Below are 15,881 nucleotides of genomic sequence, written 5' to 3'. Positions count from 1 at the left end.
ACACGAAAACCAACAGAGTTGATTGATATTTAAGTGGTAAATAATTCTTTTATTTTTTCGTCTAACAACGCACTATTAAGTGGTTTAGTTAGCACATCCAACATACCTGCATTTAAACATTTAGTTTTATCACCAAGACCTGCATTTGCCGTTAACGCAATAATCGGTGGGGCCATTTCCCCAAGTTCGTTGCGAATGGTACGCGCGGCATTGACGCCATCCATCACCGGCATCACCATATCCATCAGCACTAAATCAAAATGCGATTCTTTTACTGCTTGAACGGCTTTTTCGCCATTATCAGCTAACTCAACAATATGATTCCGCTTTTCTAGAATAGCTTTAATAATAAATTGATTTGCAGGGTTATCTTCTGCAACTAAGATCCGGTAACTTGATGTATTTGGTGTACTTGCCCCTACGCCAGCTTTATCTGATGTTGTTACTTCAATTTCCAGTGGAATACACACAGAAAACTCAGTTCCCACACCAATTTCACTGTGGCATTCTATCTTCCCTTTCATTAACTCCAACAAACGTTTTGTAATACTCAGGCCAAGGCCAACACCTTGCTGTCGACCAATTTGTTTATCATGAAGTTGTGAAAAGGGTTCAAACAAGGTGTCGATTTGCGCCTGCTCTATGCCGATACCCGTATCTTTTACCGAGATTAATAACTCGGTATCACTGCGGTTTACCGTGAGATTTACCTCGCCTTCTAAGGTGAATTTAAACGCATTACCCAGTAAATTAAGCAAAACTTGGGATAAACGGACGCCATCTGTGTTGATTTGCTCGGGTACACCATTTCCTAAAATAGCATTAAAATGTATGCCTTTTTTGAGCGCCTGAGTTTCAAACTGCTGAACTAAATTTTTGATCAATTTGTGTAAGTTAATAGTGCTGTTTTCTAGCGCTAATGTGCCCGATTCTATTTTTGCAAAATCTAAAGTATCGCTGATCACACCTTGTAAAAGTTGCGCGCTACCGCGCATAAAATCGATTAGCTCACGCTGTTTCTCGTTTGGCTTGGTATCTTCTAATAGTTCTAAAATACCTAAAATAGCATTCATTGGCGTGCGTATTTCATGTGACATCACAGCGAGAAAATGTGATTTTGCGGTGTTTGCACTTTCTGCTTTTTCTTTTGCTAATTTAAGGTCTGCTTCGCGTTGTTTAGCAAAACTAATGTCTTTCGCAATACCTAAGTAACCAGCAAAGCTTCTATCTGCGTTATATTTGGCTTTTCCACTAATTGAAATCCAGACTGTATGACCTTGGTTATCAATTGCTTCGAATTCGAAGTCCAAGATATCATGATGCTGTCTTACAAGGTGTAAAAAGTGTTCCCACTTTTTAAACTGTACGCTTTCATTATCACTGCGGATGTTAAGCGGGCTTTTATGTAAAAAGTGGGCGAAATTACTCGGCCTGCTTTGCTCAGTAAAAGAGAAATAGGTAAAGCACATGCTTTCATCTGTCTCCCAAAACCAATCGGAAGCGAGCTCGGCATACGCTTGAAAGCGTTGCTGACTTTGCGTTAATGCGTAAGTGCGATCCAGCAACATTTGTGATGCCTGATGCTGTTGATCAAGTTGAATAAATGCCTGACGAAACACACTAATTGACGTGATTAAATTATTTTTAAGCAGTGCTGAATCAATTGCCTTATCAGCTAAAAATAAAATGTATATGCCTCTACGCTCAGCAAAGTTATTAGCAACGAGTGCCACTTTCTCAGCCGATTGTGGTAATTGCCATTCCTGGGGTAATTGGTGTGTATTAACAACCAAAACATTGCTATCAAATACTCGTTTGGTCAGCGCGTCATGTTGCAGTAGACACACTCCAGATAAAGGCTCATATGTCGTTGCAAGCGCACAAAGCTGCTGCTGATCTTGGGTTAAAATGAGCATATCCGAAAATATCGCAATAGGCTTTAACCCTATTTGCAATTTAACCAGCAGTTCTGATGCATTTTTACTACTAATCAGATCTTCTACTAGCTGCAACATGGCTGAAGCATTTAGTCTTTCCATGACACCTCTTTAATAACATTTAACGAAGTTTTAATTAAGTTTAGCGAAACTACCTGCAAGGTGCATTGCAAAATGCAAATTAAATCCGTGATCCCCCCCCTTTTAGCCACTTTTATCTTGGTACAGTAATTGAATCATTAACTGTATCAAACCAGCTGAGGGCAAGTTATGAATATAGTCTGTATCGGTGGAGGGCACGGCCTTTCTCAAGTATTAAGTGCATTAAAAACTATGCCCTGTTCACTCACGGCGATTGTCACTACCACTGATAACGGTGGCAGTACTGGCCGCTTACGTCAAGATCAAAGCCAAATCGCACTCGGCGATATCAGACGTTGCGTGAGTGCATTGGCAAATCAAGATAATGTGCTGTCTGTTTTGAGCGAACAGCGCTTTGAATCAAACAACGATCTTAAAGGCCATAGTTTTGGTAACATTTTATTAAGTGCTTTGTGTCAGCTAACTCAAAACGCCAATGACGCGGTCAACGTATTTTGTGCCATGTTAGGGGTTAAACACGCTGTCTTACCGATGACAACTACGCCGGTAGATTTAATTGCTACCACTGCGTCAGGTGACACCATTTTTGGAGAATGTAATGTGGATGCACTTTCGACTTTCCCAGCAGACCTGAGTCTATCTAAACAAGTGATTGCGAATCAGCAAGCAGTTGAAGCGATCTACAAGGCTGATTTAATTTTGCTTGGTCCAGGAAGCTTACTCACCAGTGTAATGCCACCCTTATTACTTAACGACATTCGTGATGCATTATGTCGCACAGCGGGTTGTCGTATTTTTATCGAAAATTTAGCCCCTGAACACAGTGTTGTTGATCAGCTCGCATCAAACGAGCAACTTGCAAAAGCGATGGATATTCTAGGCTACAAGTTTTTTGATGTATGCCTGACACCCGATGCATTTGAGGCAATGGACTTACGTGCCATCGAAAAAGAGCAATCAACCGATACACATAATAAATCGCAACTAAAACATATTATTGAGCAATGGTTACCTAATACCAGTGAGCAAACAACCACCATGAGCGCCAAGGTGCATTAGCGTTTTGGTAAAGCGGCCATGGTAGCTTGGTGGATTTCAACTAATAACGCGCGTTCGTTAAAAAAGCTGGAATCATTTTCTTTGGCTAGTGACTCTAACGTTTGGGCAAGCGCCGCCAATTGATCAGCACCATACGATCGGGCGCAACTTTTAAGGCTATGACTAAGACGGATGCATTCTTCGTCAAGCGTGGTACACGCCATCAGTTGCTCTGTAAGCTTGGTTGCTTCTTTTTTAAAAACGTCAAAGAGTTGGGCAAGCACCTCTTTGCCAACATCAGCTTCCAGTTGTTCTAAGGTTGTTTGATTAAACATAGCGTTCCTTGTCGAGGAGATAAATTATGCGAAATCTTGTACTGTTTTTAGATTCTAGCCTATTTGGTGGCATTGAATCACACATTGTTGAGTTAGTGAAACTAATGAAATCGCAAAATGTCCCTGTTTCTGTGCTTTTCTATCAAGATCACCGTAATCAGCAGCTCTATGATTTACTGACAGAAAATCAATGTGCTTATCAATGTTTAAGCGGCAGAGCACAGGATCTTTTCCACTATCTCAAAAAAAATGCAGATTGTGTAGTACATACCCATGGCTACAAAGCGGGCATTATTGGCAGACTGACCTGCAAAGTTACAGGCCATACCTGTGTTTCCACATACCATGCTGGCGAAAAAGGCGCTGGCAGGGTGCGTGTGTACAATTGGCTTGATCAGATTACAAGCAGGCTATCAAGAAATTTAGTTGTTGCTGAGCAACTCAGCGAAAGAGTAAAAAACAGCCAATTTATTGCAAACTTTATTGTGCCCAATAATCCACTAAAAAAACCACCGGAAAAACAACTTAATGTCGCTTTTGTGGGGCGTTTATCTTATGAAAAAGCGCCAGACAGGTTTATTAAACTAGCAACTCAATTTCAGCATCAAGATAGACTCGCGTTTCATGTTTATGGCGATGGCCCGATGGCCTCTGAACTCAAAAAGTCAGCGTCAGCAAATACCATTTTTCATGGCCACCAAACAGATTCAACCCTATGGAAAAATATTGATATCTTGGTTATTTGCTCTCGGGAAGAAGGATTACCCATGGTATTACTTGAAGCAATGGATAATAAAGTGTTGTGTATCGCCAATGCAGTGGGTGCGATTGAAAAAGTAATCAGTAACAATCAAACCGGGCTTATCACTGACAATCAAACACACCAAGCATTAGTCACTAAAATAAAAACCGTCCTTTTTATGAGCCAACAAGAGCGGAATTATTTAGTGAAAAATGCCACCAGCCAGCTACACCGATTTTATTCTGGTAAAACACAATATGCACAACTGAGTAAGCTGTATTTTAGTTAATATGCTTGCTCAGCCATTTGCTCCCATGTTTTCATTTTGCGATAAATGGTCGACGGGCTGATATCTAATAACGCTGCGGCTTTTGGCACATTGTCATTACAGGCAGCAATGGCCTTTTCAATATAACGTTTTTCAACTATCCATAGTGGTTCAATATCACTGCTACGTAATAGATTGGTGGTTTCTATGCTTGGGGTCGAAAGTGTTGCCGGCGCACTTACTTGAGCGGCCACTGTTCCTTCATGTGCCGTATTAGTTTGCGGAAACGGTGGAAACATGCGTTTTTCAATCCATGCGGTATTGTTAAGCACCACCGTATTGCGAATCATATTCTCTAATTGACGCACATTACCTGGCCAGCTGTATGCCATTAAGTGGTGCTTAGCATCATCACTTAGCCCTTCAAATTTTTGTCCTTCTTCACTTGCAATGCGAGAGAATAGCGCCTCAGCAATTTGAATTACATCTTGACCACGCTGACGAAGCGGCGGTAACTGCACAGGGATAACATACAAACGGTAATATAAATCTTCTCTAAAGCGCCCCGCTTGAACTTCTAACCAAGGATCGCGATTCGTTGCACAAACAAACCGAACGTCAACTTGTTGCTGTTGTTCACTGCCTACTTTTTGAAAACACCCAGTTTGAATAAAGCGCAGTAACTTACTTTGTAAGTTCAAATCCATTTCGCATAATTCATCTAGAAACAAGGTACCGCCATTTGCCATACCCGCAGCACCTTCGCGGTTATTAGTAGCCCCTGTAAACGCCCCTTTAACATGACCAAAAATTTCACTTTCAATCAGGTCTTTTGGAATGGCAGCACAATTAATCGCGATAAACGGTTTTTTATTTCGCTCACTGCATTGATGAATGGCACGGGCACACAGCTCTTTACCTGTTCCGCTCTCACCGGTAATAAATACGGTCGCCTTACTATTCGCAGCATTACTAATAATTTGATAGACCGATTGCATCGGGGCTGAACTGCCAATCAACTCACAAAAGCGACCATTCTCATAGCGCGATTGATATTTCTCAACCGTTTCACTGAGTGAATTAAGCTTTAATGCATTGTTGACGGTAATACGAAAGCGTTCAGCATCTACAGGTTTTTCAATAAAGTCTGCGGCACCATAGCGAATCGCATCAACAGCTAATTCTTTACTGGCATGTGCTGTTAAAACTACAACCCGCGGGCGATCATTGGCTGGTAATTGTGCAAGGATGTCCATCCCGCTCATGTCGGGTAACATCACATCGAGCATGATCAGATCAGGTTTGTTGTTTGCTAGGTAATCAAGCGCTTCTTGCCCTGTATAGGCAATTTCTGTTTGCATGCCTGTAGGGATAAGGTAAGACTGATATAAAAGAGCGAGTGACTCGGTATCTTCAACAATTAAGATCTTATTCGGCATAGGCAACCTCCTGATCACATTTAATAATTTTCCTTAACCTAATTAAGTACCAGGAGAGAGGAATCGTCAATCTCTTTTGACAATCTTGGCAAACATTTAGACCAAAGTGCGCTCGAATCACAGTTTAATGTTGTTTTGGATGCATTAATTACTTTTATCAACTCGGTTAATGCATTGCAATTTTCATGATTTTCAAATAAACCATCGGTCGCCATCACTAAACTATCTCCCTCATCTAGTATGATGTGTTCTTTGTGGTATTGATAGTTTGATGATAACCCCAATAAAGGCTGTACTGAACCAACTTGAATCGCATCTTGTTGGCTGGACATGCAAAGAGGAATTGGGTGGCCTGCATTAATAAAGCTAATTTCGCGCTGAGTAATTTCTAAGGCAATAAAGGTTACTAACGTTTGTTGCATAAATGCCTGTTTCACTAAGGTGCGAGCCAATGTGTTCACAAAAGCAGTAAAATCATTGTAAGGCGAAGTCAGTAAGCCTTTCACAAACCCTCTCAGTTCTAGCGCGACACGTTGCGCCTTCTCGCCATGTCCCATTACATCGGCAAAAAAGACAAAGGTGTTTTTTTCCATAGCATGATGCAAAATCACATCTCCACCGCCGCCTGAGGCAATATTCCCATATGCTGAAAGCAACAATTCATCACAAGCATAAGTGGCAATTTGTGTTTCCTGTGCACTTACTTTACGCTGCAATGTTCGTGTATCGCAGCGACTTTTAACGCGTTCGCACACTAATTCAAGTTGCTGTTTACTGACGGGTTTGACTAAATAGTCATCAACACCACACAAATGCGCTTTCAACATTGTTTCACGGCTACCATCACCGGAAATCACGATAATACCAATGCTATTAAGGTGCTCGAGTTGTTTGATATTGGATAAAAACTCATCCGCTAGCATGACGTTTAAATTCATATCAATCACGAGTAAATCAACATTATGACCTATAAGGTATTGGTACGCCTGATGTTCATCATCAAACGCATGACATTCGTAATCGCTTGTTAAATATGCATTAATAAGTTGCAAACTGGCCTTGTCATCATCAATGATCACAATACGGTTTTTAATTTTTTTGAGTGCCAAGGTAAAGCTAAAATGATTTTTACCTGCGTTTGAAAAGTATTTAAAATCCGGAAAGTAATGGGCAATCAAGGCCAATCCCATACCGCCCTCTCGCAACTCGCCATCACTTAAATCAGTGTTATTTTGTTGTGATAAGGTCGGGTGGAAATAACTTGTCGGATCCACTAATTCGATAGTGATGTTATTTAAAGTGCGCCCAATAACCAATGTAACCGCTTCATCTTCTCCCTCACTGTGGCGGATTAAGTTTGTCAGATATTCAGTAACAACTAGCCCAGTATTATCAATTTCATCACTTTCGACATCGAGTCGAGCAAGCAAGGTCAATAAAATTTCTCTGACCGAATGTAAGGTTGACCAAATCAGATTAAAACGACGGTAAAACAAAACATTCATAGTCACACTCCATGAAACAACCACTGTTGTTTATTTACCAATTTAATTAAACGATGTTTTAGTTTAGGTAATTTAGCAAATCGTTGGTTAATACTGTCGATTATTCTCTCCCCAAGAGGCGGCATATACATTTGACTCACGACAATTTCGTAGCGTTTACAATGTGCTTGCTTTAATTCACTGACAACCGTATCCAGTGTTTCTTGCGTCGTCTTGCCGATGGCAATATCAAGTAGTAATAAATCAGTAACTGAAAACAGTAAATGCAGAGGAAAATTAGCATGATTACGCTTACAAATTGGCGACATATCAAACAAAATATAATCAAACTCTTGTTTTAACATTAAAATTGCCATGCCAAAGACATCCTTTTCTCGCACTAACGCCAAATCTTTTAGCTGAGTAATACTCAAAAAGTAGAAATCCTCTACCATTTGAGCATTAAGCTGACAACTAATATCTCCAAAAGACCAAGTTGCTAATGCATTTGGTATACTCGTTAACTCATCGCTAGTGATTGGATTACACGTATTTAAATCAATCACTAACACCCGTTCATTCCGACCACTTAACCGTTTAGCAACGCTAATGGCTAGTGACGTAGCTCCCGAGTAACCATTTGGTGAGGCAAATGCTATACACCGTGAGTTTTCGCTGTTTATTGCCTCAAAGATCACTTCAAGTTCTTGATAGTTTTTTGGAATAATTTTCATAAACTCACCGCCAATGCTACAACAGTTAAAATATCAAGCAGCGAACTCTTTGCACGTTGCGTAAAGTCTTGGCCTTGATCCGGAATGTAAACAGTATCACCGGCACGTAATAGTGGAATATTGGCTGAATTAGGCTGTTTAATAAATTTTTCTAAATCAAAGCGACGCGACTGCTCCTTACAACAGCCGTGATTGATTACAACAATCTTGCTGATCAAGGCTTCCGATGTTGGACCACCAGCTTCTGCTAATACATCGAGTAACGTCATCGAGTCATCAAAGCTGTAGCGACCAGGTTGCTTTATCGCTCCCATAATACGAACTACTTGATCTTTTGGCTGACGTAACCAGTCTTTGCTTTTTTCTGGAACAAAAATAGTATCGCCAGGTAATACACGGGGGAACAAGGTTTCATCACCTGTTTCAAAATACAATGCCAAGTTTAGCTTGCTAACGCGCGATTGAGTGCCATTACGGTGTGTAATGCGAATATTACGCAAGTCAGCATCATCCGTTGGACCATCCGCAGCAGAAATAATGTCTAAAAAGTGAAGTGATTTATCAAACGCATAACGTCCAGGTGCTCCCACTTGACCGAGTACATAAATAGAGCTTTTTGCATCTTGACGTACCCATTGTGATTTATTGTCTTTCGGATCATGCGGTAACTCCTCAACAATAATGGTATCACCAGCGATGATGTTAGGTAGAGAGTAGTTGTTATCTTCACTGTTTGCGTATTCATCTAAACTAAAGCGTTGAAGCAACTGACCTTGACGAATGATCTTAATGTCATTGACGTTCGCACCTTTTGTTGGGCCTCCAGCGTGAGCAAATAGATCTGTAAAGTCCATTTCATCGCTCCACTCATAACGACCTGGGTGATGAATCGCCCCCATAATTTTCACCGCACGAGTGGGTGCTACTTTAAGCCAGCTTTTTTCGTTAATATCCGTTTTTTCAGGCACAAAAATAACATCACCCGCAGCAATGGTAGGAATACCTACCGTGCTATACCCTTCACTGTAGGCCAATAAGTCAAATAGAATGTTATTGCCCTCAGGGGTTAAAATTTTGATTTGGCGTGTTTCCGCAAAACGTGTAGGACCACCCGCATTTGCAAGAATATCAAGGAATCCAAAGCCATTACTCGCCTCATAAGCACCTGGTTTTTGTACCTCACCCATGATGTAAACAGTTCGAGCCGTGGTGTTCACATCATCAACCATAATTGGTACAAAAATGGTGGTACCTGCGTTAATCTTAGGCAATAAACCTGTGTCACCTGAATCAAGATACTGCTTTAAATCAAAGATGGTGGGTTGGTTATTTTGAATAACGCGAATTTTAGTCACATCTGCGTAACGCGTTACCCCTTCAGCGCGCATTAGGGCATCAATAATCGTCATATCTGGCTTATATGAAAAACTGCCCGGGCTATGTAATTCACCAAATAACGTAACCGCTTGTCCCTGCCCGTCCGCATCACCTGCACTTGCTAAAGTTTGTGCATCAAAATCGATTTGTACATTACCAAGCAAAGGAGACACAGGTACAAATACGGTGTCACCCGAACGTAGTGGCGGTAGCAAGTTTGTATCACCACTATCAAGGTAAGCTTTGTAGTCAAATGTTGTTGTTGTATCACCACGACGGATTTGCAATTTATTGAGCTGCGCACCTGGCTTTATCCCTTCAGCCTTTGCAATCACCATTTGAATATTGCCATTAGCAGGCACGCTTACTTGAGATGGATTATTAACATAACCAAGCACCGTTACTAATAAGTCTCTAGAGCGAACTTCTAAGTAAAATTTACCCAATGCTTTGTACACACCGGCCAATTTCATTTTAACTTCCGCTTCTGCACGTTTCGGCGTTTTGCCTGCAAGCTTTAGTTTGCCAATCTCAGGTAAATCAACAAAGCCTTTGTCATCTACTTCGAATGCTTTCTCAAAATCAACTTCACCTGGCACATTAAAGAAAACCTTATTCCCTACTTCAATGATGGCTTCATCATCATTGTCGTTCGCAGTAGCAATGTTGAAAAATAGAAATAATGTAAGGTAAATTAGCTGTTTCATACTATTTACTCCTTATCTTCTAAAGCGCGCGTCCACTCGGTAAGTGGTTTCACTTTAGTCAGTTCACTGGCTGCAGATGAGCTAGATAAAATATATGCGTTAACACGGCGATCAGAGTGTTGCTTTTGCACGCTTTCAGGTTCGTTTGAGAAAGGTACTTGTGCCCCTTGTGCCAAAGTATTCACTTGCTCTGGGTTGACACCGTATAAAGTTAACCAACTCTTCACACTCTCAGCACGCTTATAAGCAAGTTCAAAGTTACTGATTTTGTCACCGTTTATATCTGTGTGACCAACAAGTAACACCTGCGTACCAGGTGACATTTTTAATAGCTCTGCACTTTGCGCTAGGTTTACACGGTATTTTGGTGTTAGCTCGAAGCTATCAAATGCAAACTGATTATCACTGTTAAGTAAGGTTTCAAGTTTACCAATCAGCTTGCTATCGTCCGTCTGGGTATCCGTGCCGCAATGTGTTGTGCTAATTACCCGTTCAAAATGATTTTCTAACTGATGTAATTGATGATAAAAGGTGCGCAAGTCTAGTTGCGCTTCAGCATACATTTGCGCTGACAGTGTTCTATTAATGCGCGTTAGCATTAACTCCGCTTGATAAAGTTGACCCGGCATACAGTGCTTAATGCCGCGACTTTTAAGCCAATCAAGTTTAAGAGATAAATGTTCAAACTCGTTCATCACTTGAAATGGCGCAGCATTTTCAAACCCATTTGTGGTACTAGGTGCATCAGGATGATAAATCTCAGCCCAACCACCACGGCCTTCTTCAGGCCAAGTTGAGCAGCCGGTACACAGACCAACAACACATGCAAGGGGCAATAACTTATCCATAGCGGCACTTCCTTCTCGTTAAGCAACAGGTGACGAATTAACAAAGGGGATTGTGGCGTCAACACGAAGCAGCTTCATTAGCTTTTCAGGTTGGCCAGCCACATCGAGCAGGGTCATTGAAACACCGCGTTGCTCTATGCGTTTAAACAAGAACACCATGGCACCAATGCCTGACGAATCAATGAATTCTGTATTGCCAAAATCAAGTACGACTGAATCATGTTGCGTTGCTGCAAAACATTCAAAATGATCGCGGTACTTATCTACATTTAAACCAGAAAAATCATGTGGTAGCTCAACAATCAATGTGTTGTTTTGCTCTTTAATTGGTAGAAGGTTGTTCATAATCAAATCCTCATTAGCGACTATGACTATAAACAACCAATTTCAATGCCAAATTTAGTTACATTAAAATTCAATAACTTAGAAGAGTGAAATATTTATGATTAGCAAAATGCAACAAACTTTATAACGCTTGTTGCATTTTGCAATGCTACTGCCCTTTGCCAAGGATAACGACTTTGATTGTTTTAAATACAATGTCTAATTCCGTTGTTAGCCAGGTAGAAAAACGAGTCATCGATAACGCATAAGAGTAATCCCATGCAATTTTGTTGCGCACATCTTCAACGCTCTCATCATAACCATTCATTACTTGAGCAAGGCCCGAGATACCCGGCTTAATGCCATAGGTACGCTGAATGAAAAAAGGAATTTCGTTTTCTAACTTACTATAGAAGCTTGGACGTTCTGGGCGAGGACCAATTAATGCCATATCACCAAGCAATACGTTCCAAAACTGTGGTAACTCATCGATACGTGTTTTTCTTAGAAAACGACCTACACGCGTAATACGTGGATCGTTGCCTTGCGCCCATACTGCGCCCGTTGCTTTTTCAGCGTCCATACACATAGTACGTAATTTATACACATAGATAAGTTCTGATTTATTTTCAGTGATGCGACCAACACGCAGCTGTTTGTATATCACGGCACCTTTTGAATCGAGTTTAATCGCGATAGCAGCTAACAGCATGATTGGGCTAAATAGCACTAAACCAACCACAGAGCCTAAAATATCAAGCGTGCGCTTACATACTGCAATCATTGAAAAACGAGACTTGGTTTTTGAAACTCGACGCCAAGGTCTGTTAAAACGAGATAAGGTTAAAATACCAATTAATGCCGCAACATAACTGGCCACAAGGTAGTTTATTGAATCGATCAATCCCAAATTTACGCGCCACTTGAACATCGCTTTTGTAATACCCACAAGGTGAACCATAAATGCACCTGCTAACAAACCTTGAGCAACAAAATCACCTGATGAAGCAAGTAAAATCAATGCACACGCACAAACAAGCAACAATATAGGCATAACACCGCGCAATACTTTATTGGAAACAAAACTAAACCACTGCGCTTTGCTAAAGCCTTTTAAGGCACTGAATATGGCGCTCAATTGTTGCCAATTGCCAGCACCAATACGCACTCTGCGTTTAAAGTCTTGCTGTTGATCATCAGGTTCACACTCAATAATTGAGATTGCGTCATTAAAACTTGCGCATTTCGATTTACCAAGTGCAGAAACGATTTGTACGAAATCGTCATTAATAGTCTCAGATGCAAGTGGCTTTACAGCTTCAGCACGCATTGCAAACATAGCACCAGCAAAACCGTTCACCGCACCAAGCTGCCCTTCTAAATAACGAATTGCATTTTGATACTGCCAATATTTATCTAAACTCTGGTGCGCATCAGGGTTCGGCTGATAATTACCTGATACAGCGATTACTTCTGGGTGTTGCATCGACATGGCTACTTGCTCCAAGCAATCAACACTCAGCAGAGCACTGACATCGGTGAAAACGATAATGTCGTACTCGTCGCGATAGTGATTAATTAAGTGGTTAAGCGCATTTACTTTTCCTGCATTGACGTCAAGTTCATCAAACGTGCAATAGATGAACTGCTCATGCAAGTGTGCACTCACTTTTTTAACAATACTTGCGGTGTTATCAGTACAGCCATCACCAACAATGTGAATGCCCATTTTGTCATTCGGGTACAATTGCGAGGCTAAATTATGCATTTTTTCTTCAATAAAATCGGCTTCATTGTACGCTGCGATAAACACCCCAATTGACGGTGTTTCCCGGTGGCTTAGCTTACGTTGAGAAGCCACTTTTTCCGGTTGTTTTTTTGCCACAAGCTGAAGCAAAAAAGGGTAGATGAAGTGGTGATAAGCAAACACAGTAATAATTGAAATAGTAATAAACCAAAGCATAATGTTCTCCTCACACCAAAACATGTTGGTAAATTTCGTTGTAACGTTCAGCCATAACTTTTAAGGTGGCTTGCTTTAGAGCGTAATGGCGAATGTCCATACCATAATTGAGCCTAAGCGCACTAATAATACTCGGTGCTAGTAGTTGCTCTTCTGTAATTGGTAGTACACAGCCGTATTTTTCATTGACCACTTCGCTAATACCACCAACATCACTGGCAACCACAGGGCGATTACAAGCCATGGCTTCAAGAATAGATAAAGGCAAACCTTCTCGTTCTGAGTACAAACAAAATACATCAATCGCCGAGTAAAAAGTGGGCATAGCATTAACACAACCTAACCAGTGTACTCGCTCGGAAACACCCAATTTTGCTGCATAAGTTTGCATTTCTTTTAACGAGCTACCGCTACCTGCAAACACCATATGCACTTTGTAAGGTAGGCTTTTTAAAGCACGTAACATGGCTTTGTGCCCTTTTCCCTGTTCGACTCGTGCAGCGCAACCAACTAAAATTCGGTTATTAGGTAAGCTGAGTTTCAGCCTTGCTAAATAGCGCGATGATGGGGTGAAATAATCGGTATCGATGCCATTATGTACAATGTGCTCTGCTACAACGCTCGCTTGAGATTTAGCGACCTCAGCGACCGCTTTAGCATCTGCCACGACTGTAATCGGGGTAAAGCTATCGATTACCTTGGTAAACATACGATATTTAAAGTCAGTTAAGTACCAAGCATCGTGAAGTGTATGGATATGTTTAAGCTTCGGACGAAGCATCTTTGCTAGGCTTGCGTAAACCATAGGGCCAATATGATGGCTATGAATCACTTTAATTTGATAACGGTCAATTAAAGCAACAAGCTTTTTAACTGTTCGCCAACTGATGCCGCCCGTTTTATTTAAGCAATAAAAGTGATCAAGCTCAGCAAGATCAGGCCAGCTTTTAATTGCACCCTTTTTAGTCCCTTCTAATGCCACTAAAAACATCTTCGCGTTTGTTATTTGACTGCTGCATAAACCAAATGCCATTTTTTCCAATCCCCCAATATAAGGATGTTGGATCAGTTGCATAATATTATTCATAACACCTCCGATGAATCGAGATGATGACGTGTCTCATCATTCAAAATTGGTAATCTGGTTAATACACGTTGTCCGGCTATTGCTTCAATAGTCGCTTCATCGCGTATACGTAAGTCTGTGATCATGACAACAAATGTCAGTGCAATTGCGCTAAATAAACCAAGCACAATGCCAAGTAAAATGCTCACTACAAGCGGCTGATTAATTGGTGCTGTTGGGCTGTATGCACGTTCAATGGTTTTCACTTTATCTGGGCCTTCATAGCGCACTAACTGACCTGTCACTTTTGACATTTCATAGCGCTCTAACATCTCTGAATAAAGTGTTTGTTTTACTTGGTAGTCACGTTGTAGTTGACGTAATGACTTATCAATTTCACTTGAACTAGATAAGTGTGTCGTCACCACTTGCAATTGATTATTCAGCATTTCGAGCTCGTCATTCAGTTGCGCCACTCGATTCTCAGCTTCTTCGAATGTAATAAGTTGAGCCACGAGTAATGCACTGTCTTTTTCGTTTGAGCCAAGTGGCATGCTGTTAGCAATTTGCCAAAGCGAATCTAAATCTGCTTCTTCAAAAGGTTGTGACTGTTCATCGATTTCTTGCTTGCGGATTTTTAACGTTTCAAGCTCTCTTAATTTCGCTTGTACTTTACTGTGTTTATCCGTGTAACGGGTGCGTAATAAAGCTATCTCTGCTTCAATGCGCATGATGCTGTCAATGAGTCTTCCCATTACAGGGTTTGCTTTTGATAATTGTTTTTTAAGTGTCGCAAGACGGGCTTTTGCACCACTTAACTCAACAGTCTTTTGCTGCTTTTCTTGTTCTAAACGGGCAAGCGTATCCTGGTTTAAATTCATCAGTTCTGGTAACGACTCTCGATTATCGCGTTTAAATCGCGCAAACTTGTCTTCAGCCGTTTCCAGTTGCACACGCATTTCTTCTAATTGATTTTTTAGAAAGGTCTCTGATGTATCGAGAGATGCTTTGGTGGGCGCTAATAAACGTTCAATGAATTTTTCAACTAATGCTTCAAGTACCGGCTTCATTTCTTCGCGTTTTGTCCATTTAAAATGGATGCGAACTAATTCATCACCTACTAATGAAATAGAAATGGCACTGGCTAATTTCTGTTGCATTTTTTCGACTTCAAGTTTGTCGTTTAAGTTTTTAACTAAGCCAACTTCTTTTACTACTTCAGTCAGATTTTTGCGACTAAGTACTAATGTACGTAATGCATCCATACGAGCGGAAAGTTCAAATGAAAACTCAAGTTCATCTAAAAATGGATTGAGTAACGCTGATTCTTCAATCAAGATTGTCGCGTGATTGGTGTATTGCTTCTCACTGGTTAATGAAATACCAATTACTGCAATCGGCACAATGATCATCGGTAACGCAATAAGCAACCAGCGCTCATACATAGTGTATAAAGCGAGATAGGCTAACTTTTTAATTTGCGCAATCGTAAAAACCATTTCTCATCCTAATTTGCA

The 15,881-nt window shown here is 40.8% G+C and carries 13 protein-coding genes; 2 read left to right on the top strand and 11 right to left on the bottom strand.

Going from position 1 to position 15,881, the window contains the following annotated elements:
• Nucleotides 1-29: 29 nt before the first annotated feature.
• Nucleotides 30-2,039, bottom strand: coding sequence for an ATP-binding protein (locus tag OM33_RS16150; RefSeq protein WP_052141098.1), 2,010 nt, complete (start codon nucleotides 2,037-2,039; stop codon nucleotides 30-32).
• Nucleotides 2,040-2,207: 168 nt separating this feature from the next.
• Here OM33_RS16150 and OM33_RS16145 point away from each other — a divergent pair, with 168 nt between their 5' ends.
• A complete protein-coding gene (locus tag OM33_RS16145; RefSeq protein WP_040135072.1) occupies nucleotides 2,208-3,098 on the top strand; it encodes a gluconeogenesis factor YvcK family protein in 891 nt (296 codons plus the stop codon).
• On the opposite strand, the gene OM33_RS16140 is transcribed toward OM33_RS16145, so the two are convergent.
• Complete coding sequence (locus tag OM33_RS16140) at nucleotides 3,095-3,412, bottom strand: Hpt domain-containing protein (RefSeq protein ID WP_052141097.1); 318 nt, start codon at nucleotides 3,410-3,412, stop codon at nucleotides 3,095-3,097. The two genes, OM33_RS16145 and OM33_RS16140, sit on opposite strands and share 4 nt — an antisense overlap.
• 26 nt (nucleotides 3,413-3,438) lie before the next feature.
• On the opposite strand from OM33_RS16140, the gene OM33_RS16135 reads away from it, so the two are divergent.
• Nucleotides 3,439-4,443, top strand: coding sequence for a glycosyltransferase family 4 protein (locus OM33_RS16135; RefSeq protein ID WP_040135070.1), 1,005 nt, complete (start codon nucleotides 3,439-3,441; stop codon nucleotides 4,441-4,443).
• Here the strand turns inward: OM33_RS16135 and OM33_RS16130 are convergent.
• The 9 genes from OM33_RS16130 to OM33_RS16090 all read right to left on the bottom strand — a co-directional run bounded on the left by OM33_RS16130 (nucleotide 4,440) and on the right by OM33_RS16090 (nucleotide 15,863).
• On the bottom strand, nucleotides 4,440-5,861 hold the full coding sequence (locus tag OM33_RS16130; protein ID WP_040135068.1) for a sigma-54-dependent transcriptional regulator: 1,422 nt from the start codon (nucleotides 5,859-5,861) through the stop codon (nucleotides 4,440-4,442). The genes OM33_RS16135 and OM33_RS16130 overlap by 4 nt on opposite strands.
• 38 nt (nucleotides 5,862-5,899) lie before the next feature.
• Nucleotides 5,900-7,366 carry a SpoIIE family protein phosphatase gene (locus tag OM33_RS16125; protein WP_040135066.1) on the bottom strand — a complete coding sequence of 489 codons (1,467 nt, stop codon included), beginning with the start codon at nucleotides 7,364-7,366 and terminating at the stop codon, nucleotides 5,900-5,902.
• A gap of 2 nt (nucleotides 7,367-7,368) precedes the next feature.
• On the bottom strand, nucleotides 7,369-8,079 hold the full coding sequence (locus OM33_RS16120) for a P-loop NTPase family protein (RefSeq protein WP_040135064.1): 711 nt from the start codon (nucleotides 8,077-8,079) through the stop codon (nucleotides 7,369-7,371).
• The gene (locus OM33_RS16115) at nucleotides 8,076-10,163 is read right to left on the bottom strand and encodes an SLBB domain-containing protein (protein ID WP_040135062.1); all 2,088 of its coding nucleotides are present in this window, start codon (nucleotides 10,161-10,163) and stop codon (nucleotides 8,076-8,078) included. The genes OM33_RS16120 and OM33_RS16115 overlap by 4 nt, the downstream gene beginning before the upstream one ends.
• A 5-nt stretch (nucleotides 10,164-10,168) precedes the next feature.
• Complete coding sequence (locus OM33_RS16110; RefSeq protein ID WP_052141096.1) at nucleotides 10,169-11,011, bottom strand: OmpA family protein; 843 nt, start codon at nucleotides 11,009-11,011, stop codon at nucleotides 10,169-10,171.
• An 18-nt stretch (nucleotides 11,012-11,029) separates the two neighbouring features.
• Nucleotides 11,030-11,356, bottom strand: coding sequence for an STAS domain-containing protein (locus OM33_RS16105; RefSeq protein WP_040135060.1), 327 nt, complete (start codon nucleotides 11,354-11,356; stop codon nucleotides 11,030-11,032).
• 148 nt (nucleotides 11,357-11,504) lie between these two features.
• Nucleotides 11,505-13,298, bottom strand: a complete 1,794-nt coding sequence (locus OM33_RS16100) for a sugar transferase (RefSeq protein WP_040135058.1) — start codon at nucleotides 13,296-13,298, stop codon at nucleotides 11,505-11,507.
• Between the two features lie 10 nt (nucleotides 13,299-13,308).
• Complete coding sequence (locus tag OM33_RS16095) at nucleotides 13,309-14,385, bottom strand: glycosyltransferase (RefSeq protein ID WP_040135056.1); 1,077 nt, start codon at nucleotides 14,383-14,385, stop codon at nucleotides 13,309-13,311.
• Entirely contained in the window at nucleotides 14,382-15,863 is a 1,482-nt protein-coding gene (locus tag OM33_RS16090) for a GumC family protein (RefSeq protein WP_040135054.1), read from the bottom strand. The genes OM33_RS16095 and OM33_RS16090 overlap by 4 nt, the downstream gene beginning before the upstream one ends.
• Between the last annotated feature and the right edge of the window lie 18 nt (nucleotides 15,864-15,881).

Origin of the sequence: Pseudoalteromonas piratica (assembly GCF_000788395.1) — a bacterium.
GTDB lineage: Bacteria > Pseudomonadota > Gammaproteobacteria > Enterobacterales > Alteromonadaceae > Pseudoalteromonas > Pseudoalteromonas piratica.
Note: the sequence above shows the minus strand (reverse complement) of the source record. Positions and strands in the feature narration are given on the sequence as shown.

What these genes read in the sequence shown, in the direction of transcription:
- OM33_RS16130 (WP_040135068.1), bottom strand. Translation starts at nt 5,861, where the DNA reads ATGCCGAATAAGATCTTAATTGTTGAAGATACCGAGTCACTCGCTCTT.
- OM33_RS16150 (WP_052141098.1), bottom strand. Translation starts at nt 2,039, where the DNA reads ATGGAAAGACTAAATGCTTCAGCCATGTTGCAGCTAGTAGAAGATCTG.
- OM33_RS16115 (WP_040135062.1), bottom strand. Translation starts at nt 10,163, where the DNA reads ATGAAACAGCTAATTTACCTTACATTATTTCTATTTTTCAACATTGCT.
- OM33_RS16095 (WP_040135056.1), bottom strand. Translation starts at nt 14,385, where the DNA reads ATGAATAATATTATGCAACTGATCCAACATCCTTATATTGGGGGATTG.
- OM33_RS16105 (WP_040135060.1), bottom strand. Translation starts at nt 11,356, where the DNA reads ATGAACAACCTTCTACCAATTAAAGAGCAAAACAACACATTGATTGTT.
- OM33_RS16135 (WP_040135070.1), top strand. Translation starts at nt 3,439, where the DNA reads ATGCGAAATCTTGTACTGTTTTTAGATTCTAGCCTATTTGGTGGCATT.
- OM33_RS16125 (WP_040135066.1), bottom strand. Translation starts at nt 7,366, where the DNA reads ATGAATGTTTTGTTTTACCGTCGTTTTAATCTGATTTGGTCAACCTTA.
- OM33_RS16090 (WP_040135054.1), bottom strand. Translation starts at nt 15,863, where the DNA reads ATGGTTTTTACGATTGCGCAAATTAAAAAGTTAGCCTATCTCGCTTTA.
- OM33_RS16120 (WP_040135064.1), bottom strand. Translation starts at nt 8,079, where the DNA reads ATGAAAATTATTCCAAAAAACTATCAAGAACTTGAAGTGATCTTTGAG.
- OM33_RS16100 (WP_040135058.1), bottom strand. Translation starts at nt 13,298, where the DNA reads ATGCTTTGGTTTATTACTATTTCAATTATTACTGTGTTTGCTTATCAC.
- OM33_RS16140 (WP_052141097.1), bottom strand. Translation starts at nt 3,412, where the DNA reads ATGTTTAATCAAACAACCTTAGAACAACTGGAAGCTGATGTTGGCAAA.
- OM33_RS16145 (WP_040135072.1), top strand. Translation starts at nt 2,208, where the DNA reads ATGAATATAGTCTGTATCGGTGGAGGGCACGGCCTTTCTCAAGTATTA.
- OM33_RS16110 (WP_052141096.1), bottom strand. Translation starts at nt 11,011, where the DNA reads ATGGATAAGTTATTGCCCCTTGCATGTGTTGTTGGTCTGTGTACCGGC.